This window comes from Rhizobium laguerreae (genome assembly GCF_002008165.1).
In the GTDB taxonomy this organism is placed as follows: Bacteria; Pseudomonadota; Alphaproteobacteria; order Rhizobiales; family Rhizobiaceae; genus Rhizobium; species Rhizobium laguerreae.
On sequence record NZ_MRDM01000014.1, the window covers coordinates 182,088 to 206,747 of the forward strand.

Here is a 24,660-nt window from a genome sequence, read left to right on the forward strand (position 1 = left end):
ACTGTTATCGTCAAACCTTTAAGAACCCACAGGAAAGCCAGCCCTGGGAAATAAGTTTCACACCGCCTCGCGCTCGACGAGGTCGCCCGCCATGTCCTTCTGCGTCGGAATCAGCAAACGTGCGCAGAGCAGGCTGACGAAAAGTGGTACCAACAAGACCGCAAGTCCCGCGCGCAAGCCCAGGAGTTCGCCGAGAAAGCCGATGATCGGCGGCCCGATGAGAAAACCGGTCAGGGCTGCGAAGGAGAGCGTCGCAACGCTTGAAGCGGGCGGGCGGTCAGTCAGCGAAGCGACGGCCGTCACCGCAAGCGGAAACCCGACCGAGACGCCGATACCGACTGCGGCAAAGCCGAGTAGCGCAAGCGGCGTCGCCGGTGCAAGGAGAACGACGAGCATGCCGGCAAGCGAGGCGATGCCGCAGCCACGGGCAATGGCAACCGCGCCGAAACGGCCTTTCATGTAATCACCGCTGAAGCGCCCCGCCGCGACCATGAAAGCGAAAACCGAATAACCGAGGCCGGTTTGCGCGCCTTCTGCATTCATGACATCGCGGAGATAGACCGCCGACCAATCGGCGATCGCACCTTCGGTCATCGTCACGCCGAAGACGAAGGCGCAGATCCCGAGCAGAGCAAGACTGGGCAGCTTGAAGCCGGTCATTACCTGCGAATTCTCCGCATGGTGACTTTCCGGCAATTTCGGCAGGCGCAGGCTGGCAATCAGCGCAGCCGGCAGGATGATGATCGCCGTGATCAGGATCGACCAGTGTGGCGAAAGCCCGATGGCTATGGCACCAACGCCGATCAGGCTGCCGGCCATAATGCCGAAGCTCCAGAAGCCGTGGCAGCGGCTCATGATGACCAGCCCCGTCGCCTTCTCCGTCACATCGGCCTCGACATTCATGCCGAGTTCCACCGTCGAAAGCGCGACCCCAACGACAATCAAGGCGAAGAATAGAAGCACGGCGCTGGGCGCGAAGGCTGGAAGCGAAACCACGGCAAGAAAGAAGATGAAACCATAGATGATCACCATGCGCCCGCCGATGCGCGAGACGAGGCGGCCGGCAAACGGCAGGGTGATCAGCGTGCCGATCGGCAATCCCAGAAGTGCGACGGCGAGATCGGCGGTGCCGAGTTCAAGCTTCGCCTGGACATCAGGAATACGCGGCAACCAGGCGCCAAAGGCTATCGGCTGCAGAAAGAAGATCAGCATGACAAGTCTTTGCAGCGGCACGGCGCATCCCTTTATGTCTTGAGCGGCAAACACGCGCCCGCGATTCCCCGCGGAGATCTTGCGCGATGGCATCGGTGAAATAAAGCGCGCAGTGCCTTATCGCGTGCTGAGACCGAACCCCTGCATCAGTCGGCGCGTCGCAAAATCGGGATTGCCGGATGTAAAGACGGCAAAGTCGAAATTATCGGGGTGAACGGCATCGGCGATCTGCGGAACGAGTGTGCGCGCCCGCCGGGCAATGGCTTCTGCCGGATCCAGCCAGTCCACCGGCCAAGGCGCAAGCCGGCGGAAAAGATTGGCCATGAAGGGATAATGCGTGCAGGCGAGCACGACGATATCGGTCCTCTGACTGTTCTTCTCGACGAAACATTGGTCGATTTCGGCAAGCACGGCGTCGTCGGAGACGGCATCACCGCGAATATAGGCCTCCGCCATGCGCGCAAGGTTCTCCGAGCCGACGAGGCGGACATGGCATTGCTGCGCGAAGGACTGGATGAGATCGCGCGTATAGGCGCGCTTGACTGTGCCCGGCGTCGCGAGCACCGAGACGAGGCCGGAGCGCGTACGCTCCGCCGCCGGTTTGATCGCCGGCACAGTGCCGACGAAGGTCATCTGGGGAAAAGCGGCGCGCAGATCGGCGCCAACCAGCGTGAAGGCGGTGTTGCAGGCAATGATGCAGACTTCGGGATCGTGCTCCTCGAGCAGCCGGCCGAAGAGACCGATCACCCGCTCTTTCAGCGCCTGCTCCTCCCAGCCGCCATAGGGAAAGCCGGCATCGTCGGCCACATAGATGAAGCCGCGTTCCGGCATCAGCACACGCGCCTCGCGCAAGACGGTCAGCCCGCCGATGCCGGAATCGAAGACGAGGACGGGTTTCAGCTCATGCGTCGGCGCTGTCATCGGGCGGTGTTTCCTTGGCCGCTGTCGGGAACCGGCCGCCGCGCGGGCTCTTGCGCGAGAAGCGGTCGAGGGAGGAGATGACGCCGCGCAACACGCTGATTTCCTGCTCCGTGAAAGCCCGGCGGGATAGAACGGCACGCAGATTGTCGACCATTTTCGGCTTTTTCCCGGCGGGATGGAAATAACCGCGCGCATCGAGCGCCTCTTCCAACTGGTCGAACAAGCCGAACAGCTGTTCCTTGGTCGAAGGCGTCTGCCCCATCGCCTGGAAGGGCACGGCGCCGAGATCCTCCATGCCGGACTTCATCCATTCATAGGACATCAGCAGCACCGCCTGAGCGATGTTCAGCGAGGCGAAGGCAGGATTGACGGGAAAGGTGACGATCTCGTCGGCAAGCGCCACCTCCTCGTTGGTCAGCCCCCATCGCTCGCGCCCGAAGAGAATGCCTGTGCCCTCGCCGGCGCGAAACCTCGCCCGAAGCGTCTCTGCGGCGATGACCGGCGAGCGGACCGGCTTATAGCCATCACGCTCGCGCGCCGTCGTCGCATAGACGAAATTGAGATCGGCGACCGCCTGTTCCAGCGTGTCGTAGACCTTGGTCGCCTCGATGACGTGATCGGCCTTGGAGGCGGTCGCCAGGGCTTTCTCGTTCGGCCAACCGTCGCGCGGATTGACGAGGCGGAGTTCAGCAAGGCCGAAATTCGCCATGGCACGCGCGACCATGCCGATATTCTCGCCCATCTGTGGCTCGACCAGAATGATGGCCGGCCCTTCGGCCAGAAGTTGACGCTCGCTGTTCGTGCCTGCCATGGTTCTATCCCTGTTTCGAGCGCGCAATAACCTCGCCCGGCGCAAACGGCAAGACATCAGCCTGCGGATAGAGCCTTTCCAGTGCCGAACCGATCATTTCGAGCCCGAGTCTGGCGCCCTCGCGCGACAGCGGCAGGTGCCGCCCTGTCGTCCGCGACGCCTTGCGCTCGATGAAGAAACAGGTCGAGCCGCGCGGGGCCGCATCCTTCATCAGCGCCAGATCCGACGCGATCAGCCTTTTCAGCTCATCGGCCTCGGCCGGCGCTGTGGAACTCTTCGCCAGGATGCGCGCCCAATAGGTGCAGGAGAGGAAGATCGCCAGCGTCTGGCGGATCTGGCCCGGCCGCGTCACCACCGACCAGGACGAGCCGAGCGGCTTTGCTGCCACCGTCACGTCGCGGTAACAGGCATCGATCTTCTGCGACAGCGCAATCAGCGCAAAACCGCTCTTGCCATCGCCGATCGCGCTCAACAACTCGTCCAGCGCCTGAAACCAGCGGGCGAGTGCCGCATCAAGCGCGCCGCGCGTGCGTGCCGGAAAGACTAGGAAGGCGACCGCCGTTCCGGCCACCGCGCCGATCAAGGTCTCCCCGATGCGCAGTTGCAGGAGATCGAGCGTCAGCACCCCGGTCATACCATAGACCAGGCAGAGCACGATCGAGATGAAGAAGGTCATCGTCGCGTAGGAGACCTGCAGGAAATAGAAAGCGAGGAAGATGCAGATGCCGGCGACCGGAATCGCGATGACAGGCTCACCCGAAATCAGCGTCGCCAGCAGAAGGCCGATGGCGATCCCGAACACCGTGCCGAGCGAGCGCGACAGCGCTTTCATTGCCGTGTCGCCACGCGAATTGGTGTTGGTGAAGACGAGGAAGGCGGCAAGCACCGCCCAGAACCAGCGGTCGCGCGACAGAAGCAGGCCGAAGCCCATGGCGAGCGCCGAGGCGAGCGTGATCTGCAGCGCCGAGCGCAACAGCGGATTGGCGAATGAAAAGTCGATCTTCTCGGGCTGTGCCGTGTCCTTGACGGCATCGATGCCGGCAAAGCCGGAAGCCTGCCCCTCGCCGATCGCCTGCGTCAATTGCTGCCGCGCCTCGCCGAGCCAGAGCAGCGCCCGCACGGTTTCGCCTTGCGGTTCCTCTTTGATGGCTTCCGCCATCCCCTCATAGGTGGCGAGCTCCGCCTTGTCGGCCTCGATCACGGCATGGATGAGCGCAAAGGGCGGCAGGCTCTGGAAGCTCACCACGATCGCGCTTTCGGCAGCGAGATGCGCATCGAAGAGCCGAATCGCCAATTCCGCGGCGGGATCGGAAGCACCGTCGAAGACGCCGGCCGGCGGGCGTGGAATGAAGGTCTCAGCCATCAGCACCACTTCCTTCAGCCGGTCTTCCAGCTGGCGCAGCTCCTGCCGGTCAGCCTCGCCGATATGACCGCTGCCGGCAAGGGTGGCGAGCTTGAAGAGGATCTGGTTGATCCGGCCGCGCACGCTTTCGAGCGAGCGCAGCAGGTCGCGCCGCCAATCATCCGGCAACAGCACTGCTCTCACCAGATGGCCGACGAGTACCGAGACGACGGGGCCGATCGCCACATCAGGCAGCTCGGCAAGGGAAGGCCGGAAATAAGACCCCATGAAATAAGAGGTGAAGGCGAACATGCCGATCGCAAAGCCACGCGGCCCGAACACCCGCCCGGCCGATGCGAGCGCGATCACCACCAGGAAGACGAGATCGGAGAGAAAACGGCGATCCTCGAGCCCCGCCGCAATGCCGACGACGGCAAGGCTCGCGACACAGCCGAAAAGCCGCGTCACCAGCTGGCGCGAATTGCCCTTGTCGCGCACCGCCACCCCGCCCTCGATCGACAGCACGATGCCGAGACCGAAGGCCGCCGTCGGCAGCGGCACGATCAACTTCTGGATGGCGAACAGGATGGCGAAGGAGAGAACGATCGTCAGCGTCACCCGCGAAGCCATGCGCAGGCGCGAAAGCGCCGGATCGTTGGCAAGCAGCCAGTCGCGGAACTGAAAACCGGAAAACAAGTGCAAGAGCCCCTCATGCCGCTCAGAGATAGAATCTCGATGCTCTTGAATGTCGCGCGCCTATTGGCCCTTGGCAATCAGCGCCATCGTTGTCTTCAGGGAATCGCGCGCCTGCGTTTCGATATTCTCGGTGACGATATCGTCGATGACGGGCTTGCCGCCTTCCTCGACCACCTCGAAATGAACGGTCGTATAGTCCTTGGCATCGGGCGCATCCGAGCAGGCGGATTTCTTGAAGCGCACGGTCACCTCGGCCACGCCGTCGACCACAGGCGCTGCCACCATCGTCAGATCCTCCAGCGGGCAGGCATCCTGGCCGTTGACGATGACGTCGTAGTCGAAGGGCGATATGCCGTCGTCGTCGACGGCGGGAAACTGCGCCGCCGCCTGGTATTTCGCGACGAAATCGCGGCTGTAGAGATGGTCAAGCCGGCTCGCGTCGAAGATGTCGATCCAGTCGCTGCTATTGTCGGCCCAGTTGCTCCTGGTCGCGTCCATGATCTCGTTCACCGGAGCGATGATTTCGGCGGCGTGGCTGATGCCTGAAAAGGCGATAAGGCTTGCGATAACAACGGCGATTGTCTTCATGGTCGAATGTCCGGCGTCGGCAGTTGAGGCGGACACTAGCCAAATTCCAGTACTTGGCAATGGCGGCAAAAACGCATTGTCGAACCCCTTGCAGCTTTGCGTTCCCGGTTCACAATGCTATAGCGCTCCTCATCACATCACCCACCCGGGACCCCGTCCCCATTCAAGCTCGAACGAGGCAGATACATGAACAAGATCAAGGTCGCCAATCCCGTCGCCGATCTCGACGGCGATGAAATGACGCGCATCATCTGGCAGCTCATCAAGGATAAGCTGATCCATCCGTATCTTGACCTCGACATCGACTATTTCGACCTCTCGGTCGAAAACCGCGACGCCACCAACGACCAGGTCACTGTCGACGCCGCCAACGCCATCAAGAAGTACGGCGTCGGCATCAAGTGCGCAACGATCACGCCGGATGAAGCCCGCGTCAAGGAATTCAACCTCAAGGAAATGTGGAAGAGCCCGAACGGCACGATCCGCAACATCCTCGGCGGCGTCATCTTCCGCGAGCCGATCATCTGCAAGAACGTGCCGCGCCTCGTTCCCGGCTGGACCAAGCCGATCGTCGTCGGCCGCCACGCCTTCGGCGACCAGTACCGCGCCACCGATTTCAAGTTCCCCGGCAAGGGCAAGCTGACGATCAAGTTCGTCGGCGAAGACGGCACCGTCATCGAGAAGGAAGTCTTCAACGCACCGGGCGCCGGCGTTGCCATGGCGATGTACAACCTCGATGAATCGATCCGCGAATTTGCCCGCGCCTCGATGATGTATGGCCTGATGCGCAAGTGGCCGGTCTACCTGTCGACCAAAAACACCATCCTCAAGGCCTATGACGGCCGCTTCAAGGACATCTTCGAGGAAGTCTACGAGACCGAATTCAAGGATCAGTTCAAGGAAGCAAACATCACCTACGAACACCGTCTGATCGACGACATGGTCGCCTCGGCGCTCAAATGGTCTGGCGGCTACGTCTGGGCCTGCAAGAACTATGACGGCGACGTCCAGTCCGATACCGTTGCCCAGGGCTTCGGCTCGCTCGGCCTGATGACCTCGGTTTTGCTCACGCCCGACGGCAAGACGGTCGAAGCCGAAGCCGCGCACGGCACGGTCACCCGCCACTACCGTCAGCATCAGAAGGGCCAGGAAACCTCGACGAACTCGATCGCCTCTATCTTCGCCTGGACGCGCGGCCTGGCGCATCGCGCCAAGCTCGACGACAATGCCGAGCTTGCCCGCTTCGCCGCAATGCTCGAAAAGGTCTGCGTCGACACCGTCGAATCCGGTTTCATGACCAAGGACCTGGCGCTGCTGATCGGCCCCGACCAGCCGTGGCTCTCGACCACCGCATTCCTCGACAAGATCGACCAGAACCTGCAGAAGGCCATGGCGTAAGCCGGTCTTTCCAAGATAACATCGAAGCGGCGGGGATTTCCCCGCCGTTTTATTTTGGGAGAATGAACCGATGACGGCCATCCTGCGACCGCTTGAACCCTCGGACCGCGCCGTTTGGGAACCCCTATGGGAGGCCTATCAGCGCTTCTACGAAGTGGTCATCCCGCCCGAAACTACAGATCTCACCTGGGCTCGCTTCCACGATCCTGACGAACCGATGCACGCGCTCGGCGCCTTCGACGAAGACGGCCGTCTCGTCGGCATCGTCCATGCCATCTTTCACCGTTCCTGCTGGCTGCCGCAATGGACCTGCTATCTGCAGGATCTCTATGTCGACAACAGCCAGCGCGGGCTCGGCACCGGGGCCGCTTTGATCGAGGCCGTCGCCGACCTCGCCCGCGCCAACGGCGCAGGCAGGCTCTACTGGATGACCCACGAGACCAATGCAACGGCCCGGCGGCTCTATGACAGGATCGCCGAGCGCTCGGGCTTCATCCAATATCGCAAGGCGCTCTAGCGGCGGGGACTTGCAGGCGGCCATCGCTGCGCTATTGATTCCGTGGGATCAATAACGGCAACACGAGGAGGACGTCATGACCGAAGAATTGGTATTCTATACGAACCCGATGTCGCGCGGCCGCATCGCGCGCTGGATGCTGGAGGAGATCGGCCAGCCCTATCGCACCGAATTCCTGACCTTCGGCGAAACCATGAAGGCGCCGGAATATCTCGCCGTCAATCCGATGGGCAAGGTGCCGGCAATCCGCCACGGCGACACCATCGTCACCGAATGCGCGGCGATCTGCGCCTATCTGGCCGAGACCTTTCCCGAAAAAGCGCTGGCGCCGAGGCCGGAGGAGCGCGCCCGCTATTACCGCTGGATGTTTTTTGCCGCCGGTCCGCTCGAATCGGCGGTGACGATGAAGGCTCTCGGCTTCGAAATTCCGAAGGAACGCCTGCGCATGGCCGGCTGCGGCAGTTTCGGCGACGTCATGAACACACTCGAGAAAGCCGTCTCCGCTTCGACCTACATCACCGGCGAGCGTTTCACCGCCGCCGACGTCTATGTCGGCTCCCATATCGGCTGGGGCATCGGCTTCGGCGGCATCGAAAGACGCCAGGCATTCCTCGACTATGTCGGCCGCATCAGCGAACGCGAGGCTTACAAACGGGCGAACGCCCTTGATGACGAAGCCATCAAGACCATGCAGGCCGCTTGAAAATTCCAGGACGCGGAAGGTCGCCTGACCGTCCAGGGACGCGGCAGATCCGCCGCGCCCCGATCGACGACTTTAGACAAGCGGCATGTGAATATCCGTCAGAAGCTCGGTCGGCGGCACCTCGCGCGGATTATTGAGATATTCCTCGAACATGACCCTGTCCTTCAGCTGCCGGCCGGATTTCGGCAGCCATTCGGCAAAGAGCCACTGATAGGACTTGGACATGTCGGCATAGGGCCCCCTGTGGCGCAGCACCGCATAATCGCCGGTCGATCGTGCGCCGCTCGAAGGGTGACGCCGCCGGCACTTCGGCAGCGCCGGTGACGCAGGCTATCGAGCGCAGCTTTTCCTCCGGCACAAGATCGGGATCGTCGAGATAGACGCCGATCATTCGTATGTCGGGCTTGGCGAGGCCGCGGGCATAAAGCGTGCCGAACAGCGTCTCGAAGGCCTTGTCGATCTGCATGTAGGAACCGGTATGGGCAACGCCGATCAACTCGATGGGCCCGATCTCGCGTATGGTAACGTCTAACATGGCTTTGGTCTTTCCGTCAGGTGAGGGTTCGAAGGCTGTGTGGCTTCCCTCTTTCCGATAGCGGGCCGGCGGCATGCCGTAGACCGACTTGAAGATACGATTGAAAGATTGGAGATTGGGGATAGCCTGATCGCTTCGCAATTTCGCTGACGGCAAGCTCCGTGCGGACGATCTCGCCCGCCGCGCGATGCAGCCTGAGCCGCTTGACGGTGGCCGCCAGCGTCTCGCCGTAAATCGCCCGGTAGATCCTGTGCCAGTGATAGGTCGACATGCAGGCGATCTCGGCAAGGCGCTCCATATCCAGCTCCTCGTCGAGGTGGTCGTGAATATAGGCCGAAACCCGTCTCAGACGGTTTTCATAAAGTGCCCATGCCGTGTCGCCATTCATGTCGGAACCTCGTGCAAATCGATCGGCTTGAGAGAACCATAGTCCGATTTGACAAATCCTGCGGAAATTGGCTCTGGGCTTTGAACCTGCGAAACAAAAAAGGCGGAAGCCAAGCCTCCGCCTTTCGAAAATCGTTGATGAACCGGCAGTTCAGCCGGCAAGTGCCACGGCTACCGCCTCGATCGCCTCGTCAGCCTTCGATCCGTCGGGGCCGCCGGCCTGCGCCATGTCGGGGCGGCCGCCGCCGCCCTTGCCGCCGAGGGCGGCAGATGCGATGCGGACGAGATCGACGGCGCTGTAACGCTGCACGAGATCCGGTGTCACCGCCACGACAGCACTTGCCTTGCCGTCGTCGGAAATGCCGACGAGGGCAACGACGCCCGACCCGATGCTGGTCTTGCCGTCATCGGCAAGCCCCTTCAAATCCTTGGGATCGACGCCCGAAATCGCCTTGCCGAGGAATTTGACGCCGGCGACTTCGCGCACGGCATCGACCGAGCCGCCCTGCCCGCCGCCCATGGCGAGTTTGCGCTTGGCATCAGCCAGTTCCTTTTCGAGCTTGCGGCGCTCATCCATCAGCGCTTCAACACGCGACAGCACTTCGCCCGGCTGCACCTTCAGCGAGGCAGCAAGCGTCTTCACGCGTTCGTCCTGTTCGGCCAGATATTCGCGCGCCGATTCCCCGGTGACGGCCTCGATACGGCGAACGCCGGCGCCGACGGCACTTTCGCCGAGAACGCGGATCAGGCCGATCTGGCCGGTGGCCCCGACATGCGTGCCGCCGCAGAGTTCGATCGAATAGGGCTTGCCGGCCTTGGCGCCACGCACGCCCTCGCCCATCGCCACGACCCGGACTTCATCGCCGTATTTTTCGCCGAACAGCGCCATCGCGCCTTCGGCGATCGCATCGTCCACGCTCATCAGCCGCGTAGTAACCGGCGAATTCTGCAGCACGATCTCGTTTGCCATATCTTCGACGATCTTGAGCTCCTCGGCCGACATCGGCTTCGGATGCGAGACGTCGAAACGCAGGCGCTCGGGCGCAACCAGCGAACCCTTCTGGGCCACATGGGTGCCGAGCACTTCGCGCAAAGCCTCGTGCAGCAGGTGGGTCGCAGAGTGGTTGGCGCGCAGCCGCGAACGGCGGGCATGATCGACCGTCAGCACGACCGCATCGCCGTCCTTGACGACGCCGTCGACGACAGTACCCTGATGCACGAACAGGCCTTCGCCCCTCTTCTGCGTATCAGAAATCTCGATCTTGCCATGATCGGACGAGATCACGCCGGTATCGCCCATCTGGCCGCCGGATTCGCCGTAGAACGGCGTCTGGCTGACGACGATCTGCACCTTGTCGCCGGCCTTGGCCTCGGTCGAAACCGCGCCCTCTTTGACGATCGCCTGCACGACGCCTTCAGCCGTTTCGGTGTCGTAGCCCAGGAATTCGGTCGCACCGTGTTTTTCCCTAAGCTCGAACCAGACGGTTTCCGTCGCCTTCTCGCCGGAACCGGCCCAATGCGAACGAGCTTCGGACTTCTGGCGCTGCATTGCATCGGTGAAGCCGGAAATGTCGACGCCGATCTCGCGGGCACGCAGCGCATCCTGCGTCAGATCGAGCGGGAATCCGTAGGTGTCGTAGAGCTTGAAGGCGGTCTCACCATCCAGCATATCGCCCTTGGAAAGATCCGTCGTCGCGTCCGACAAAAGCGACAGGCCGCGTTCCAGCGTCTTGCGGAAACGGTTTTCCTCCAGCTTCAGCGTTTCCGAGATCAGCGCCTCGGCGCGCACCAGTTCCGGATAGGCGCGGCCCATCTGCTGCACCAGCGTCGGCAGCAGCTTGTAGACCAGCGGCTCCTTGGCGCCGAGCAGCTGTGCATGGCGCATCGCGCGGCGCATGATACGGCGCAGCACATAACCGCGGCCCTCATTCGACGGAAGCACGCCGTCAGCGATCAGGAAGGCCGAGGAGCGCAGGTGGTCGGCGATGACGCGGTGGCTGGCGCTGCCTTCCGCCTTGACGCCCATCGTATCCTCGATGGTGCCGATCAGCGTGCGGAAGAGATCAGTGTCGAACACGCTGGGAACGCCCTGCAGAATGCAGGCCATGCGCTCCAGCCCCATCCCGGTATCGATCGACGGGCGAGGCAGCGGGTTGCGAACGCCAGGCTCGGTCTGCTCGAACTGCATGAAGACGAGGTTCCAGAACTCCAGGAACCGGTCGCCATCTTCCTCCGGTGAGCCCGGAGGCCCCCCCCAAACATTCTCACCCTGGTCGATGAAGATTTCCGAGCACGGGCCGCAAGGGCCGGTATCGCCCATCTGCCAGAAATTGTCAGAGGTCGGGATGCGGATGATCTTGTCGTCAGAAAAGCCGGCGATCTTCTTCCACAGCGTCGCAGCTTCTTCATCCTCGGAATAGACGGTCACCAGCAGGCGGTTCTTCGGAAGGTCGAAGCCTTCGGTAACGAGCTTCCAGGCAAGCTCGATCGCATTCTCCTTGAAATAGTCGCCGAAGGAGAAGTTGCCGAGCATCTCGAAGAAGGTCAGGTGGCGTGCAGTATAGCCGACATTGTCGAGGTCGTTGTGCTTGCCACCGGCTCGCACGCATTTCTGCGACGTCGTCGCCGTCGAATAGGGACGCTTTTCGAGGCCGGTGAAGACGTTCTTGAACTGCACCATGCCGGCATTGGTGAACATCAGCGTCGGGTCGTTGCGCGGCACGAGCGGGCTCGACGGAACGATCTCATGGCCGTTCTTCTTGAAATAGTCGAGGAAGGTCGACCGGATATCGTTCACACCGCTCATGCTATGCCCTTCAATGCTGCCGGAGGCAGGTAAATTTAAATTCATCGGCTTTTAACGTTCACCCCCGCCACTGTCCAGCAGACAAACAAAACCGGCCGCATTCTCATCAGGAATGCGGCCGGTTGGAACTGTCCGATGAGTTTAAGCGCGAAAATTACATTTCCGCAGTGGCATCGCCATCGCCGTCATCGGGGTCCGGTCCGCCATTCTGCAGGAAGCGGTCGGCGATCAGGCCGGCATTCTGGCGCAGCGACAGTTCGATCTCGCGGGCGAGATCCGGATTGTCGCGCAGGAAAGTCTTGGCGTTTTCACGGCCCTGGCCGAGACGCTGGCTGTTATAGGAAAACCAGGCGCCCGACTTTTCGACGATGCCGGCCTTGACGCCGAGATCGACCAGTTCGCCGGTCTTGGAAACACCCTCGCCATACATGATGTCGAACTCGACCTGCTTGAAGGGCGGCGCCATCTTGTTCTTGACGACCTTGACGCGGGTCTGGTTGCCGATCACCTCTTCGCGCTCCTTGACCGCGCCGATGCGGCGGATGTCGAGGCGCACGGAGGCGTAGAATTTCAGCGCATTACCGCCCGTCGTCGTTTCCGGCGAACCAAACATGACGCCGATCTTCATGCGGATCTGGTTGATGAAGATAACCATGGTGTTCGACTTGGAGATCGAAGCGGTGAGCTTGCGCAGCGCCTGGCTCATCAGTCGTGCCTGCAGGCCGGGAAGGCTGTCGCCCATCTCGCCTTCTATTTCGGCGCGCGGCGTCAGTGCTGCGACGGAGTCGACGACGAGAACGTCGACGGCGCCGGAACGCACCAGCGTATCGGTGATTTCAAGCGCTTGTTCGCCGGTATCGGGCTGCGAGATCAGAAGATTCTGCAGGTCGACGCCAAGCTTGCGGGCATAGACGGGATCGAGCGCATGTTCGGCATCGACGAAGGCGCAAATGCCACCCTTCTTCTGCGCTTCGGCAATCGTCTGCAGTGCAAGCGTCGTTTTACCGGAGCTTTCCGGCCCGTAGATCTCGATGATGCGGCCCCTCGGCAGGCCACCAACGCCGAGTGCAATATCGAGGCCAAGCGAGCCGGTCGAGATCGTCTCGATCTCGACAACATTCTCGTTGGAGCCGAGTTTCATGATCGAGCCCTTGCCGAACGACCGCTCTATCTGTGAGAGTGCCGCTTCAAGCGCCTTGCTTTTGTCCACCGATTTGTCCTCTACCAGCCGCAATGAATTCTGAGACATCCGATCCACCTTTAGGTTATTGAAGCCGCTCAAGCAATGTCGAGTTTGTACCCTATTTGTTCCATTCTCGCAATAGGCGATCAAACAGTTGAAAGAAAAAGGTAAAACGGCACGTGTTCTGTATTTGTTTTATCGATGAAAAGCAACGACTTAAGCCAAAGGTGCCGACTCAACCGCGACGTGGCGCACCATATCGATTCGTCCTTCGGGCATCGGGAGAGCGGATCGGATGACGAAAAAGATTCTTGTTCTCGGCGGTGCCCATATCGATCGGCGCGGCCGCATCTCCGGCGAGACGGCGCCTGGCGCCAGCAATCCCGGCACATGGTTCGAGGAGCCCGGCGGCGGTGGCTTCAATGCGGCTCGCAACCTGGCAAGGCTCGGTTTTCAGGTGACGATGATCTCGCCGCGCGGCGGCGATCCGATGGGCGAGACGGTCGGAGAAGCTGCCGATTTCGCCGGCATCGACGACCGGCCCTTCGTCTTCCTCGACCGCAAGACGCCGAGCTACACGGCGATCATCGAGAAGGACGGCAATCTGGTGATCGCCCTCGCCGACATGGATCTCTATCGCTTCTTCGTGCCGCGGCGTCTCTCTATCCGCTGGGTGCGGGAGGCTTTCGCCGCGCATGATTTCATCCTCTTCGACGCCAACCTGCCGGAAGAGACGATCGCGGCGATCGTCGCAAAGGCACGGTCGCTAGGCAAGCCCGTTGCGGCAATCGCCATCTCGCCGGCTAAGGTCGTCAGGCTGAAGCCTTGCATCGGGGATATCGACTATCTGTTCCTGAATGAGGCTGAAGCTGCCGCCCTTGCCGGTGAGCGGCCGGAAGACGCCGCCGGCTGGCTACCTTTGCTGAACCAGATCGGCATCCGGAACGCCGTCGTCACCCGCGGCCGGCGTGAGCTCGTCGTGCTTTGCGAGGGCCGCGCCGTGACGCTGCAGCCGCCGATTGCCGACACCGTCACCGACGTTACGGGTGCCGGCGATTCACTTGCGGCCGGCACGCTCGCCGCATTGATATCAGGCCTGCCGCTCGAAGAAGCGGTCCGCCACGGCACTGCGGCCGCCATACTAACCGTGCAATCACGGCACGCCGTCAATGAAAATCTGACGCCCGATCTGCTGAATGAGGCGCTTGCCCTTGTTCCCAAGGTCAGAATTCTGCATTGAAGCGGCCAATTGCATAGTTGAGCATGATGTCGTCCGAAAACCGCTCACACTTTTCGGCATCATGCTCTGTCGATCACAGGACAAGACCATGACCAAGCCCATCTCCCCTCTTCTGCCGATCGCCTATTCGAAGGAAGTCGCCAGCGCCAAGCAGCGCGGCGCGCCGCTGGTGGCACTGGAATCGACCATCATCACCCACGGCATGCCCTATCCCGGCAATATCGAGATGGCCCGCAGCGTCGAGGCAATCATTCGCGAACAGGGTGCGGTGCCGGCCACGATCGCCGTCATTCACGGCACGCTGCATATCGGCCTTGAAGCTGCGGAACTGGAGCAACTCGCCAAGGCGACCGAAGTGATGAAGGTGTCGCGCGCCGATCTCGCCTTCGCCATCTCCGAGCGCCGCAACGGCGCCACCACGGTCGCTGCGACGATGATCGCGGCGGCGCGCGCCGGCATCCGTGTCTTTGCCACAGGCGGCATCGGCGGTGTGCATCGTGGCGCCGAGGAAAGCTTCGATATATCAGCCGATCTCGAAGAATTGGCCCACACCGGCGTCATCGTCGTCTGCGCCGGCGCCAAGGCGATCCTGGACATTCCGAAGACGCTGGAAGTGCTGGAAACCCGCGGCGTGCCTGTCGTCACCTATGAGAGCGAGGAATTCCCCGCCTTCTGGTCGCGCTCCTCGGGCATCCGCAGCCCGCTGTCGCTGAACAGCCCGGCCGCCATCGCCAATTTTCAGACAGTGCGCGAGCAGCTCGGCGTCGCCGGCGGCATGCTCGTCGCCAACCCCGTGCCCGAGGCCGACGAGATCGCGCGCGAGGAGATGGAAATCTATATCGAGCGGGCGCTCGACAGCGCAGAACGCGACGAAGTCACCGGCAAGGCGGTAACACCTTATCTCCTGTCGACCATTTTCGACCTGACGGATGGCCAGAGCCTGAAGACCAATATCGCGCTCGTTGAAAACAATGCGCGGCTTGCTGCTGAGATCGCTGTGGCGCTGGGTGAATGAAACTACGGGCTGCCGGTTATGCCGAGCAAGCCCCCCTCTGCCCTGCCGGGCCTCTCCCCCACGGATGGGGAGATCGGCTGGAAGCACCGGCTTTCTGAACAAATGTCCCTTTCAACTCGGTGAAGCGTTGATGTGATGGGAAGCGTTCGCCCTTGTGATCTCCCCACCTGTCTGTGGGGGAGATGCCCAGCAGGGCGGAGGGGGCCTACACGGCACGACCTCTCCGTCAAACCTCCCTCACCCGTCCAACGTCTCCTTCACCACAACGGCAAGCTGCTTCAGCGAAAACGGCTTCGGCAGGAAGCCGAATTTCGCTTCCGGCGGCAGGTTGCGGGCAAAGGCATCTTCGGCATAACCCGAGACGAAGATGAACTTCATGTCGGGATAGGTCTTGCGCAGCTCGCGCAGCAGCGTCGGGCCGTCCATTTCGGGCATGACGACGTCGGAGACGACGATGTCGACCTTGCCGTCGAGTTCTTCCAAGATGGCCAGCGCCTCGACGCCCGAGCCCGCCTCGTGCACGGTGTAGCCGCGCGTTTCCAGCATGCGCTTGCCACCGCGGCGCACCGCCTCCTCGTCTTCGACGAGAAGGATGACGGCAGATCCCGTCAGGTCCTCCGGTTGCTGCGGCGATACCGGCAGCGGCACCACTTCGGCCCCGGCGATGGCGCCGTCGATCGAACCTGCTTCGGCGGCCACCGCCGGCTCCGGGATGTGGCGCGGCAGGAAGACGCGGAAGGTCGTGCCTTTGCCGACTTCAGATTCCGGCTGAATATAGCCGCCCGACTGTTTGACGATACCGTAGACCATGGCGAGGCCGAGCCCCGTGCCCTTGCCGACATCCTTGGTGGTGAAGAACGGCTCGAAGATCTTGTCCATGATCTCCGGTGCGATACCGGTGCCGTTATCGGCGACTTCGACCAGCACCATGTCCTCGGCCGGCATGTAGGAGTAGTTGAAGGCCGAGACCTCGGCGGCAGTCAGATTGCGGGTGCGCAGCGTCAGCGTGCCACCCTCGGGCATCGCGTCGCGCGCATTGACGCAGAGATTGATCAACACCTGCTCGAACTGCGAAAGGTCGGTTTTGACAGGCCAGAGGTCGCGGCCATATTGCACGTCGAGCTTGACATTGGTGCCTGAGAGCAGCCGGTCGACCAGCATGCGCAGGTCGCCGACGACATCGGTCAGGTTCAGCACCGAGGGCCGCATCGTCTGCTTGCGTGAGAAGGCGAGCAGCTGGCGCACCAGCACTGCGGCGCGGTTAGCGTTGCGCTTGATCTCTATCAGGTCGGCAAAGCTGGCATCGGCCGGCCGCGCCTGCAGCAGCAGATGGTCGGAGGAAAGCAGGATCGCCGTCAGCACATTGTTGAAATCATGCGCGATGCCGCCGGCGAGCGTTCCCACAGCATTCATCTTCTGCGTCTGCGCCATCTGCGCTTCCAGCGCCTTCTGCTCGGTCACCTCGACGGCATAGACGATCGCCGCCTCCTCGGGCGCCTCGTCGCTCTGGTCAATGACGGCATTGACATAGAAGCGGAAATAACGCGCCTCGTCGGTCGGCGTGCGGGTGTCGAGGGGCGCGATGTCGCCCTGCCGGTCCTTGGCCGCCGCCAGCGCCGCGGCCAGCTGTGGCCGGTCGCTCTCCTGCACGATGGTTTCAAGATGCGGCGCCTTTTCGAGATCGTCGCGCGAGACGACGCCGGAGAACATCTTCAGGAACGGCGCGTTGGTCCGCAAGATGCGCCCGTTGCCGTCGACCGAGGCGATCGCCATCGGCGTATTGTTGAAGAAGCGGGTGAAGCGCATGGCGGCGGCCGAAGCGGACTGGCCGCCGGCATCGCTCTTTTCACGCGCCAGCACGATCGTCCGGCTTTCGCCGGGTGCGCCGTCGCGCATCGAGGTGACACTATGAATGATCTGCACCGGCAGGCTCTGGCCGTTGCTCTTGCGTAGGTCGAGATCGAGCGTCACGGTCTTCTTCAGGCCCGGTTCGGCCTGCACCGACTGGATCAGCGCCAGTCCCTCGCCTGCCACGACGTCGCCGATGGTCATCGAGCCCGGCACGAACTTGGTGAGGTCGAGGCCCAGCCATTCGGCAAGCGTCGCATTCAGGTAGAAGATCTCGCCCTTCCTGCCGGCGGAAAAGAAGCCGGCCGGCGCATGGTCGAGATAGTCGATCGCGTTCTGCAATTCCTTGAAGAAGCGCTCCTGGTCGTCGCGCTCGGTCGTGATATCGGTGATCTGCCAGATCTGCAGCGGCTTGCCGCCGTTTTCCTCCGGCTGCAGCAGCCGCGCCTTCAGCCGGTACCAATGCGCGCCGGAGCTGTTGCTGCCAGGCCCGACGGCGCGCAGCAGGCGAAATTCCTCCCGACCTTCCTTGCCCTCGCGCAGGCCGTTGACCAGCCTGTAGAGCGCCTCGTTGGATTCGCGGTGGCGCGACAGCAGCGTTTCCAGCGTCTGCACCTCGGTCGCCTTGCGCGCGCCGGTCAGCGCGCCATAGGCGGCATTGGCATAGATGATTCGGCCTTTTTCGTCGGTGATCAGCGTACCGTCGGGATGGCTGTTGAGGAAGGCGCGCGCCAGGCTGTCGGACTGGTGCTGCGGCATCACCTCGATGAAGCCGATGACCGAAGACACCAGGAAGAAGATGCCGACCATGGCGAGCACGCCGAGACCGCCAAGCACCACCTCGTTGTCGAGCGATTTTTTGAAGAAGACGAAAGCGCCGGCAGCCGCGATCAGCACGAGCGCCAGCAGAAGAATGCGCAAGACCGTGCCAGAACGCCCCCCACGATCCACAAGCGGTGCGTTATAGTCGTCGGCCTGACGCGGTTTCGTCATGTATTCCTCACATAAGCCCTACCGCTTCGTAGCACGAACACGAAGCGGGAATCAGGCACTCTTTCCTTCTTAGCAATTTGCCGCGTCGGCAAAAACACCGCTAGCCGGCAAGACTGCTTGAATTCACAGGCAACAGCGCCATCTGCCCCAGAAGCCCACCGCTGCCACCCGCGCGCAAGGTCGCCGGGTGCCAAGCAGCGGAACACGAAATCGCGTTCTCCCGTGACTGGACAGCACCAGCGGCCCTTGCCTAAGGAACGGAAAAGACGTCAATATGTGCCGAATGCGAAATGGAGTAAGTGACTATGTTGGATGATGTTGTCGGAGCTTATGGCAGCCGTTTCCTGCTTGCAGCCGGTGGCGTCGGCCTGGCGCTTCTCCTGCTCATCATCGTGCTCTGGGTGATCCGCAGCCGTGCGCCCTCGCCCTTCGTGCGCGGCGGCCGCAACCGCCAGCCCCGCCTGCAGGTGCTGGATGCCGCAGCCGTCGATGCCCGTCGCCGGCTGGTGCTGGTGCGCCGCGACGACGTCGAGCACCTGATCATGATCGGTGGCCCGAGCGATATCGTCATCGAAAGCCGCATCCTGCCCGCGGCGGCCGAACAGCCGGACAGCGCCATCCACCCGCAGCCCGTCGAGCAGCGTCCGATATCCGTCGCGCGGCCTGAAACGCCGCCGGTCTCGCCACCGCGCCCGCCGGTCGCAGCCCGTGTTGAGCCGGCCGCCGAGCCCTCTTTCTCCGCGCCGGTTTCGCCGGAGCCGCGCCCGCGCCCAGAACCGCCGGCCCAACCGCCAGCTCAGCCGGCCGTGGCACCGCCGGTGGTCACGAGCCCTCTTCCAGCAGAGCCAGTGACTGCTCCGCTGTCGGCCGAACGGGACAATCCTCTGCGTGCCGTCCCACCCCAGCCGCGTCCGCTGGAGCGTCCCGTCGCACCCCCGGCCGCGCAGCTCGCACCGTTCCACGATACCTCAAGTGCCGCCGAGATCCTCGATGCCGCCCGCCAGCGCGTGCTGCCGCAGCAGCGCATCGAACCCGAAGTCTCCGCCCCGCCTGTCAAGGACATGCCGGCGGCCGCACGTGCCGCACCGGGTAGCGCCGAAGACGATTCGGCTGCGCAGTCGGCAGCAGCGAGCCGTCTTGATTTCCAGCGGGTGTTGGAACAGGAAATGTCGAACAATCTGACGGCCGAACGCATCGTGCCGACGCCGGCAAACCAGGCGCCTCGGCCCGGAGCACAGCAACCCGGAAACCTGCCGCGCCGCGATCCGGAAATGGCCCCGATCACCGGCGCCGATACCGATCTGCAAAAGGAAGTCGCCCGCATCTTCGGCGAGATGAGCGTCAACCGCGACAAGTAACCGGGCGCGACAAGTGACCGGGGCACGACAAGTGAGCGGAAACGCACGTCCGACCTTCCTTCATCACCAAGTTGCATAAAAGCCGCAATGCGGGGACTTTCAGTTCCCGATGCGCCAGGGGACTCCATCTTGTGCCGATAATTTGTTATCGCTCCGGTTGAAGAGCGTTGGCGCATCGAGGTCATACTTTGCCTAAGTAAATACCGGTCTCACTCCAGTTTCACCCGTACTGCCGGACAGCGACACGCTGACGGCGTATGAACATGTTCATCGGGTGGTGGCGAGAGACCGGTTTGGCATTGTTGACATGTGCCATGTGCAGCTCCGCTGTCTCAGCTCTTCCGCCGCCCAGAACATCGCCACGCCGCGCCCGCAAGGGCTTTCTCACGCACCATCCTGGTGGACTTCCGAACGGAAGACCAACACGATATGTGCAATACCCTACGGGTCCGATGGACCATTCTGCCGAAAACAGCGCCCCAGCCCTGGATTGTATGCAGCGGCTGCGGGGGCTTCAGAGCTTTCCGATGCAGCGACAAGATCCGGCTCAACGCCAATGGCCGCAAGCTCGATGCCTGGCTTATCTACAAATGCTCGACCTGCGAAAAGACGTGGAACCGTCCGATCTTCGAGCGTCGGAATGTTCGCGACATCGATCCCGCAGTCCTCGAGGCGTTGCAGTCCAACGATCCGGTTTGGATCCGGGCAAAAGCGTTCAACCTCGAAGCTCTCAGGCGCAAGTCGCAGCGTGTCGACGAGTTTGCCGAATTTGAAATCGCAAAAGAGATGCAGCAGGACATTGCCAATTGGACGAGACTGGAAATCGAACTGATGGTCCCGTTTCCATCCAGCACGCGCCTCGACCGCCTGCTGGCGTCCGAGTTGCAAGTTTCGCGCACCCGGCTACAGGCTCTTCACGATGGTGGTTTGCTGCGGACGGATTCGAATCGAGCAGACGTTTTGCGGCGGCGGATCAAGAACGGCACCAGGGTTGCAGTCGACCTCACCGCCGAGACCGGCCGGGAGCAATGGTGGAGGTCTGTGGCGACCGGAAGCTCACCGTAATTGTAAAAGGCGCCGCGATCGGATCGCGGCGCCTATTCTGCTCTCATGCCTGCATGAAAACTCTCATTCGTCGCGATAGACTTTTTCGCGGCGTTCGTGACGCTCCTGCGCCTCGATCGACAGTGTCGCGATCGGGCGGGCGTCGAGGCGCTTGAGGCCGATCGGTTCGCCGGTTTCCTCGCAATAGCCGTAGGTGCCGTCTTCGATGCGCTGCAGTGCCGCATCGATTTTGGAAATCAGCTTTCTCTGCCGGTCACGGGCGCGAAGTTCGATCGCCCGATCTGTTTCCGACGACGCTCGGTCAGCGAGATCAGGATGGTTTGCGCTTTCCTCGGCCAGATGGTCGAGTGTCTCACGCGCTTCTCTAAGGATATCATTTCTCCATGCAACCAGCTTGGACCTGAAATAGGCACGCTGGTTTACGTTCATGAACTCTTCCTCTTCCGAGGGAACGTAATTGCTAAGATCGATCTTCTCACTCAACGCGATTCTCCTGAAGAACATCTCATCTGGCGGGGTGTATATCCCAAGCGCTAGCCGCGATTCAAGCCAAATACGACAGGTAAACAGATTTTTAAATCTGTCACAATTTTCGGCTAACAGACTATTTTCTCATCATTATTCGGGCTTGCGTTTTTTGCTTCGCCTTCAAAACGCCGTGTTATCAGCCGCGTTTTGGGCAGCTGGAGCAGCGCTGACGGTTGACGCCGGCCGATTGCAACCGCTACTGAAAAGGCCCGCTGGATCTTGGATTTGCCCATGACCGTACCCTTGCCTCCGCCCAACCGCATCTATCTCCTGCGTCACGCCGAGGCCGCCTGGGCCGAACCCGGACAGCGCGATTTCGACCGCCCGCTCAACGAAAAGGGCTTTGGCGATGCCGAGATCATCGCCGATAAGGCCGCCGACAAGGGCTACCGTCCTGATCTTCTGATCAGCTCTACGGCGCTGCGCTGCCGCGATACCGCCGATGCGGTGTACCGGGCGATGGGCCTTACGCTCGATGTTCGTTATGTCGACGCGCTCTATAACGCTACGGTCGACAACTATCTCGAGATCATAGATGCGCAGGACCAAGCTGCTGTCATGCTGGTCGGCCACAATCCGACCATGGAGCAGGCATTGGAGGCGCTGATCGGCCATGAGGCAATGGCAGGCTCTCTTGCCGGCGGCTTCCCGACGGCTGGCCTTGCCGTGCTCGATTTCGATGCTTCGGCCACCGCCTGGCGCCTCACCGATTTCGTCGTCGTCTGAAGACTAGAGCAATTCCAGCAAAACTGTGCCGCGGTTTTGCCAGGCAAAGCGCGAAGCGCTTTTGCCGGGAATTGCGTGAAAACAACGAAATAGAGCATTTCCGTGATTCGAAGAAAAACGGAAATGCTCTAGCCTCGCTTCTTTTGCGGGCGGCGCGCCCTCCCTATATTGCGGGGCAGTCACCAACCGGAATCGCGCCTTGCCGCCACGCCTGACATCCCTCGCCGACGATGCCCGCATCGCGTTCGATAATCTCGCCGACCGGGCGAGCGGCCTCGTCAATCCAACCGTGCGGCTCGGTGTCACCGGCCTTTCTCGCTCCGGCAAGACGGTCTTCATCTCCTCGCTCGTCCACAATCTCCTGCATGGCGGCCGCCTGCCGCTGTTCGAACCGGTCCAATCAGGCCGCGTCTCGGCGGTGCGGCTGGAGCCGCAGCCCGACGATGCCGTGCCGCGCTTTCAGTACGAGGACCATATCCGTGCGCTGGTGAAGGACCGTATCTGGCCGGATTCGACCCGCGCCATCTCCGAGCTGCGCATCACGCTGGATTATCAGAGCGCCAGCGGCTGGAACCGGTTGTTTTCGCCCGGCCGCCTGTCGATCGATATCGTCGATTATCCCGGCGAATGGCTGCTCGACCTGCCGCTGCTCGGCAAGGATTATCGCACGTTCAGCGAGGAGACGATCGCGCTTGCCGAAACTGGCGTCCGCTTCGAGCTGTCGCGCCAATGGCTGGCGCTGACGCGCGCCGCCGATATCCATGCCGGCGCCGACGAGATGGTCGCCCGCGACCTCGCCACCGCCTTTGCCGATTATCTCAAAGCCTGCAAAGCCGACGAACGCTCGCTTTCCACCCTGCCGCCTGGCCGCCTGCTCCTGCCCGGCGATCTCGACGGCTCGCCGGCGTTGACCTTCGCGCCGCTGGCTCTGCCGCCGGACGGCCGTCCCGGCCGCGGCTCGCTCTGGACGATGATGGAGCGGCGCTACGAGGCCTACAAATCGGTCGTCGTCAAACCTTTCTTCCGCGAGCATTTCGCCCGGCTTGATCGCCAGATTGTCCTCGTCGATGCGCTGCAGGCGATGAACCGCGGCCCCGAAGCAGTGCAGGATCTGGAACGCGCGTTGACCGATGTGCTCGCCTGTTTCCGCCCCGGCACCAATTCGCTGCTCTCCTCCCTGCTCGGGCGCCGCATCGACCGCGTGCTGGTCGCCGCCACCAAGGCCGATCATCTCCACCATGAAAGCCACGACCGCCTCGATGCGCTGACCCGCCGCCTGGTGGACCGCGCCATCGACCGCATCGGCATGGCAGGCGCCGGCATCGACGTCATGGCGCTTGCCTCCGTGCGCGCCACCCGCGAGGCGACCGTCAAACGTGACGGCCATGAACTGCCGGTCATCGTCGGCACGCCGATGGAGGGCGAAACCATCGCCGGCGAACGCTTCGACGGCCAGAGAAAGACCGCAATCTTCCCCGGTGACCTGCCGGAGGATCCGGAAAGCCTGTTCGACCGCATCGCCGCGGGCGAAACCGGCCTGCAGCTGCCCGATGTCAATGTCGTCAGGTTCCGCCCGCCGCATCTCGAGGAAACCGGCGGCGGCATCAAGCTGTCGGTGCCGCATATCCGCCTCGACCGCGCCATGCAGTTCCTGTTCGGAGATCGTCTCGCATGAGCAAGCCCCCGTCCGATCCGCCGCGCCGCGCACCCGCCGCCTTCACCTACGAGGACAAGGCTGCCGATCCGCGCGACAACGGCGGGCAAGGAGGCGAGCGGCGCAAGCCGGAAAGCTTCTCCGAAAATATCGTCGTGACGCCTGACGAGGACGATCCTTTCCTCAATCCCGAGAAGGATCTGAGCGCGGTCCCCATTGCAGCGCCGCGCAGGCGGCGAACCTCCTTCGGCAAGATCGCCGCCGGCGCCTTCGGCATCCTGCTGTCGCTCGCCATCGGCCTCTGGACCGACAGCCTGATCCGCGATCTCTTCACCCGCGCCGACTGGTTGGGATATGCAGCCCTTGCCGTGCTGGCAGTCGGCATCCTCGCCGTGCTGGCCCTCGTCATCCGCGAAACCGTCGGCATGATGCGCCTTGCCGCCGTCCAGAAGATCAAGGCCGAAGCCGAGGCGGCGATCCTCGAAACCCGCCCAGTCAAGGCGCGCGCCGTCGTCGCGCAGCTGACTGCGCTGCTCTCGGCAAATCCCGAGACATCAAAGGGCCGGGCGACGCTGAAGGCGACCGAGGGCGAGGTCATCGATCCCCCGCATCTGATCGCGCTCGCCGAACGGGAACTGCTCGCTCCGCTCGACCGCAAGGCCCGCGCCCTGATCGTCAACGCCTCGAAGCGCGTGTCGATCGTTACTGCCGTCAGCCCGCGCGCCGTGGTCGACCTGCTCTACGTGCTTTACGAGGCCGTGCGCCTCATCCGCGCCATGGCCGAGCTTTACGGCGGCCGGCCCGGCACGCTCGGCATGTTCCGTCTGTTGCGTGACGTGCTGGCGCATCTGGCCGTCACGGGCTCGATCGCCGTTGGCGACAGCCTCGTCCAGCAGGTGCTCGGCCACGGGCTGGCCTCGAAGCTCTCGGCCCGACTGGGCGAAGGCGTCATCAACGGCCTGATGACCGCCCGCATTGGAATCGCAGCGATGGATCTCTGCCGCCCGCTCGCCTTCCACGCCCTGAAGCGGCCGGGAATCGGTGATTTCATCGGCGATCTCACCCCCTCCATGTCGCCGCGCGGCAACAATCCTTGAACGAAGCAGCAATTCTGCAGTTTTTACCTCCCCTAGC

The 24,660-nt window shown here is 62.4% G+C and carries 20 protein-coding genes and 1 pseudogene; 10 read left to right on the top strand and 11 right to left on the bottom strand.

Translation table 11 applies throughout. The features are described from left to right. Positions 1-57: 57 nt before the first annotated feature. The 5 genes from BS630_RS16675 to BS630_RS16695 are packed head-to-tail and all read right to left on the bottom strand — an operon-like array spanning position 58 to position 5,570. Positions 58-1,305 carry an MFS transporter gene (locus BS630_RS16675; RefSeq protein WP_183594392.1) on the bottom strand — a complete coding sequence of 416 codons (1,248 nt, stop codon included), beginning with the start codon at positions 1,303-1,305 and terminating at the stop codon, positions 58-60. A gap of 24 nt (positions 1,306-1,329) precedes the next feature. Beyond that, the gene (gene murI, locus BS630_RS16680; protein ID WP_025394753.1) at positions 1,330-2,133 is read right to left on the bottom strand and encodes a glutamate racemase; all 804 of its coding nucleotides are present in this window, start codon (positions 2,131-2,133) and stop codon (positions 1,330-1,332) included. Next, the gene (locus BS630_RS16685; RefSeq protein WP_018483700.1) at positions 2,114-2,944 is read right to left on the bottom strand and encodes an RNA methyltransferase; all 831 of its coding nucleotides are present in this window, start codon (positions 2,942-2,944) and stop codon (positions 2,114-2,116) included. The genes murI and BS630_RS16685 overlap by 20 nt, the downstream gene beginning before the upstream one ends. Before the next feature lie 4 nt (positions 2,945-2,948). Beyond that, the gene (locus tag BS630_RS16690) at positions 2,949-4,988 is read right to left on the bottom strand and encodes an FUSC family protein (protein WP_077978287.1); all 2,040 of its coding nucleotides are present in this window, start codon (positions 4,986-4,988) and stop codon (positions 2,949-2,951) included. A 54-nt stretch (positions 4,989-5,042) separates the two neighbouring features. Beyond that, the gene (locus BS630_RS16695) at positions 5,043-5,570 is read right to left on the bottom strand and encodes a hypothetical protein (protein ID WP_077979201.1); all 528 of its coding nucleotides are present in this window, start codon (positions 5,568-5,570) and stop codon (positions 5,043-5,045) included. Between the two features lie 186 nt (positions 5,571-5,756). Here BS630_RS16695 and BS630_RS16700 point away from each other — a divergent pair, with 186 nt between their 5' ends. From BS630_RS16700 to BS630_RS16710, 3 genes are all read left to right on the top strand, one after another. Continuing rightward, on the top strand, positions 5,757-6,968 hold the full coding sequence (locus BS630_RS16700) for an NADP-dependent isocitrate dehydrogenase (RefSeq protein ID WP_077978288.1): 1,212 nt from the start codon (positions 5,757-5,759) through the stop codon (positions 6,966-6,968). Positions 6,969-7,038: 70 nt separating this feature from the next. After that, entirely contained in the window at positions 7,039-7,485 is a 447-nt protein-coding gene (locus BS630_RS16705; protein ID WP_025394756.1) for a GNAT family N-acetyltransferase, read from the top strand. Between the two features lie 76 nt (positions 7,486-7,561). Then, the gene (locus tag BS630_RS16710; protein ID WP_077978289.1) at positions 7,562-8,188 is read left to right on the top strand and encodes a glutathione S-transferase family protein; all 627 of its coding nucleotides are present in this window, start codon (positions 7,562-7,564) and stop codon (positions 8,186-8,188) included. A gap of 72 nt (positions 8,189-8,260) precedes the next feature. Here the strand turns inward: BS630_RS16710 and BS630_RS16715 are convergent. From BS630_RS16715 to recA, 3 genes and pseudogenes are all read right to left on the bottom strand, one after another. Next, positions 8,261-9,111 (bottom strand): annotated as a pseudogene (locus tag BS630_RS16715) (AraC family transcriptional regulator). Between the two features lie 150 nt (positions 9,112-9,261). Continuing rightward, entirely contained in the window at positions 9,262-11,916 is a 2,655-nt protein-coding gene (alaS, locus tag BS630_RS16720; protein WP_077978290.1) for an alanine--tRNA ligase, read from the bottom strand. 154 nt (positions 11,917-12,070) lie between these two features. Then, complete coding sequence (recA, locus tag BS630_RS16725) at positions 12,071-13,165, bottom strand: recombinase RecA (RefSeq protein WP_003540131.1); 1,095 nt, start codon at positions 13,163-13,165, stop codon at positions 12,071-12,073. Between the two features lie 229 nt (positions 13,166-13,394). Here recA and BS630_RS16730 point away from each other — a divergent pair, with 229 nt between their 5' ends. Both BS630_RS16730 and BS630_RS16735 read left to right on the top strand, forming a co-directional pair. After that, positions 13,395-14,339, top strand: a complete 945-nt coding sequence (locus tag BS630_RS16730; RefSeq protein ID WP_077978291.1) for a carbohydrate kinase family protein — start codon at positions 13,395-13,397, stop codon at positions 14,337-14,339. A gap of 88 nt (positions 14,340-14,427) precedes the next feature. Beyond that, complete coding sequence (locus BS630_RS16735) at positions 14,428-15,354, top strand: pseudouridine-5'-phosphate glycosidase (protein ID WP_077978292.1); 927 nt, start codon at positions 14,428-14,430, stop codon at positions 15,352-15,354. Positions 15,355-15,591: 237 nt separating this feature from the next. Here the strand turns inward: BS630_RS16735 and cckA are convergent, their stop codons facing one another. Continuing rightward, entirely contained in the window at positions 15,592-18,195 is a 2,604-nt protein-coding gene (gene cckA, locus BS630_RS16740; RefSeq protein WP_077978293.1) for a cell cycle histidine kinase CckA, read from the bottom strand. 299 nt (positions 18,196-18,494) lie between these two features. Here cckA and BS630_RS16745 point away from each other — a divergent pair, with 299 nt between their 5' ends. Both BS630_RS16745 and BS630_RS16750 read left to right on the top strand, forming a co-directional pair. Then, positions 18,495-19,553: a flagellar biosynthetic protein FliO gene (locus BS630_RS16745; protein WP_077978294.1), complete on the top strand. Its 1,059-nt coding sequence runs from the start codon at positions 18,495-18,497 to the stop codon at positions 19,551-19,553. A gap of 429 nt (positions 19,554-19,982) precedes the next feature. After that, positions 19,983-20,618 carry a DUF1062 domain-containing protein gene (locus tag BS630_RS16750; protein WP_165503816.1) on the top strand — a complete coding sequence of 212 codons (636 nt, stop codon included), beginning with the start codon at positions 19,983-19,985 and terminating at the stop codon, positions 20,616-20,618. 63 nt (positions 20,619-20,681) lie between these two features. Here BS630_RS16750 and dksA read toward each other — a convergent pair whose 3' ends face one another. Continuing rightward, positions 20,682-21,101, bottom strand: coding sequence for an RNA polymerase-binding protein DksA (dksA, locus tag BS630_RS16755; RefSeq protein ID WP_003540142.1), 420 nt, complete (start codon positions 21,099-21,101; stop codon positions 20,682-20,684). A gap of 113 nt (positions 21,102-21,214) precedes the next feature. After that, a complete protein-coding gene (locus BS630_RS37035; protein ID WP_158081412.1) occupies positions 21,215-21,379 on the bottom strand; it encodes a hypothetical protein in 165 nt (54 codons plus the stop codon). On the opposite strand from BS630_RS37035, the gene BS630_RS16760 reads away from it, so the two are divergent. From BS630_RS16760 to BS630_RS16770, 3 genes are all read left to right on the top strand, one after another. Continuing rightward, complete coding sequence (locus BS630_RS16760) at positions 21,378-21,872, top strand: SixA phosphatase family protein (RefSeq protein ID WP_077978296.1); 495 nt, start codon at positions 21,378-21,380, stop codon at positions 21,870-21,872. The two genes, BS630_RS37035 and BS630_RS16760, sit on opposite strands and share 2 nt — an antisense overlap. 199 nt (positions 21,873-22,071) lie before the next feature. Further along, entirely contained in the window at positions 22,072-23,547 is a 1,476-nt protein-coding gene (locus tag BS630_RS16765; RefSeq protein WP_077978297.1) for a YcjX family GTP-binding protein, read from the top strand. After that, complete coding sequence (locus BS630_RS16770; RefSeq protein ID WP_077978298.1) at positions 23,544-24,623, top strand: YcjF family protein; 1,080 nt, start codon at positions 23,544-23,546, stop codon at positions 24,621-24,623. Before BS630_RS16765 ends, BS630_RS16770 begins: the two co-directional genes overlap by 4 nt. Positions 24,624-24,660: the final 37 nt, after the last annotated feature.

Coding starts and splice junctions, on each gene's coding strand:
- BS630_RS16675 (WP_183594392.1), bottom strand. CDS start 1,305: ATGCCATCGCGCAAGATCTCCGCGGGGAATCGCGGGCGCGTGTTTGCC.
- murI (WP_025394753.1), bottom strand. CDS start 2,133: ATGACAGCGCCGACGCATGAGCTGAAACCCGTCCTCGTCTTCGATTCC.
- BS630_RS16685 (WP_018483700.1), bottom strand. CDS start 2,944: ATGGCAGGCACGAACAGCGAGCGTCAACTTCTGGCCGAAGGGCCGGCC.
- BS630_RS16695 (WP_077979201.1), bottom strand. CDS start 5,570: ATGAAGACAATCGCCGTTGTTATCGCAAGCCTTATCGCCTTTTCAGGC.
- BS630_RS16700 (WP_077978288.1), top strand. CDS start 5,757: ATGAACAAGATCAAGGTCGCCAATCCCGTCGCCGATCTCGACGGCGAT.
- BS630_RS16705 (WP_025394756.1), top strand. CDS start 7,039: ATGACGGCCATCCTGCGACCGCTTGAACCCTCGGACCGCGCCGTTTGG.
- BS630_RS16710 (WP_077978289.1), top strand. CDS start 7,562: ATGACCGAAGAATTGGTATTCTATACGAACCCGATGTCGCGCGGCCGC.
- alaS (WP_077978290.1), bottom strand. CDS start 11,916: ATGAGCGGTGTGAACGATATCCGGTCGACCTTCCTCGACTATTTCAAG.
- recA (WP_003540131.1), bottom strand. CDS start 13,165: ATGTCTCAGAATTCATTGCGGCTGGTAGAGGACAAATCGGTGGACAAA.
- BS630_RS16730 (WP_077978291.1), top strand. CDS start 13,395: ATGACGAAAAAGATTCTTGTTCTCGGCGGTGCCCATATCGATCGGCGC.
- BS630_RS16735 (WP_077978292.1), top strand. CDS start 14,428: ATGACCAAGCCCATCTCCCCTCTTCTGCCGATCGCCTATTCGAAGGAA.
- cckA (WP_077978293.1), bottom strand. CDS start 18,195: ATGACGAAACCGCGTCAGGCCGACGACTATAACGCACCGCTTGTGGAT.
- BS630_RS16750 (WP_165503816.1), top strand. CDS start 19,983: ATGTGCAATACCCTACGGGTCCGATGGACCATTCTGCCGAAAACAGCG.
- BS630_RS16760 (WP_077978296.1), top strand. CDS start 21,378: ATGACCGTACCCTTGCCTCCGCCCAACCGCATCTATCTCCTGCGTCAC.
- BS630_RS37035 (WP_158081412.1), bottom strand. CDS start 21,379: ATGGGCAAATCCAAGATCCAGCGGGCCTTTTCAGTAGCGGTTGCAATC.
- BS630_RS16770 (WP_077978298.1), top strand. CDS start 23,544: ATGAGCAAGCCCCCGTCCGATCCGCCGCGCCGCGCACCCGCCGCCTTC.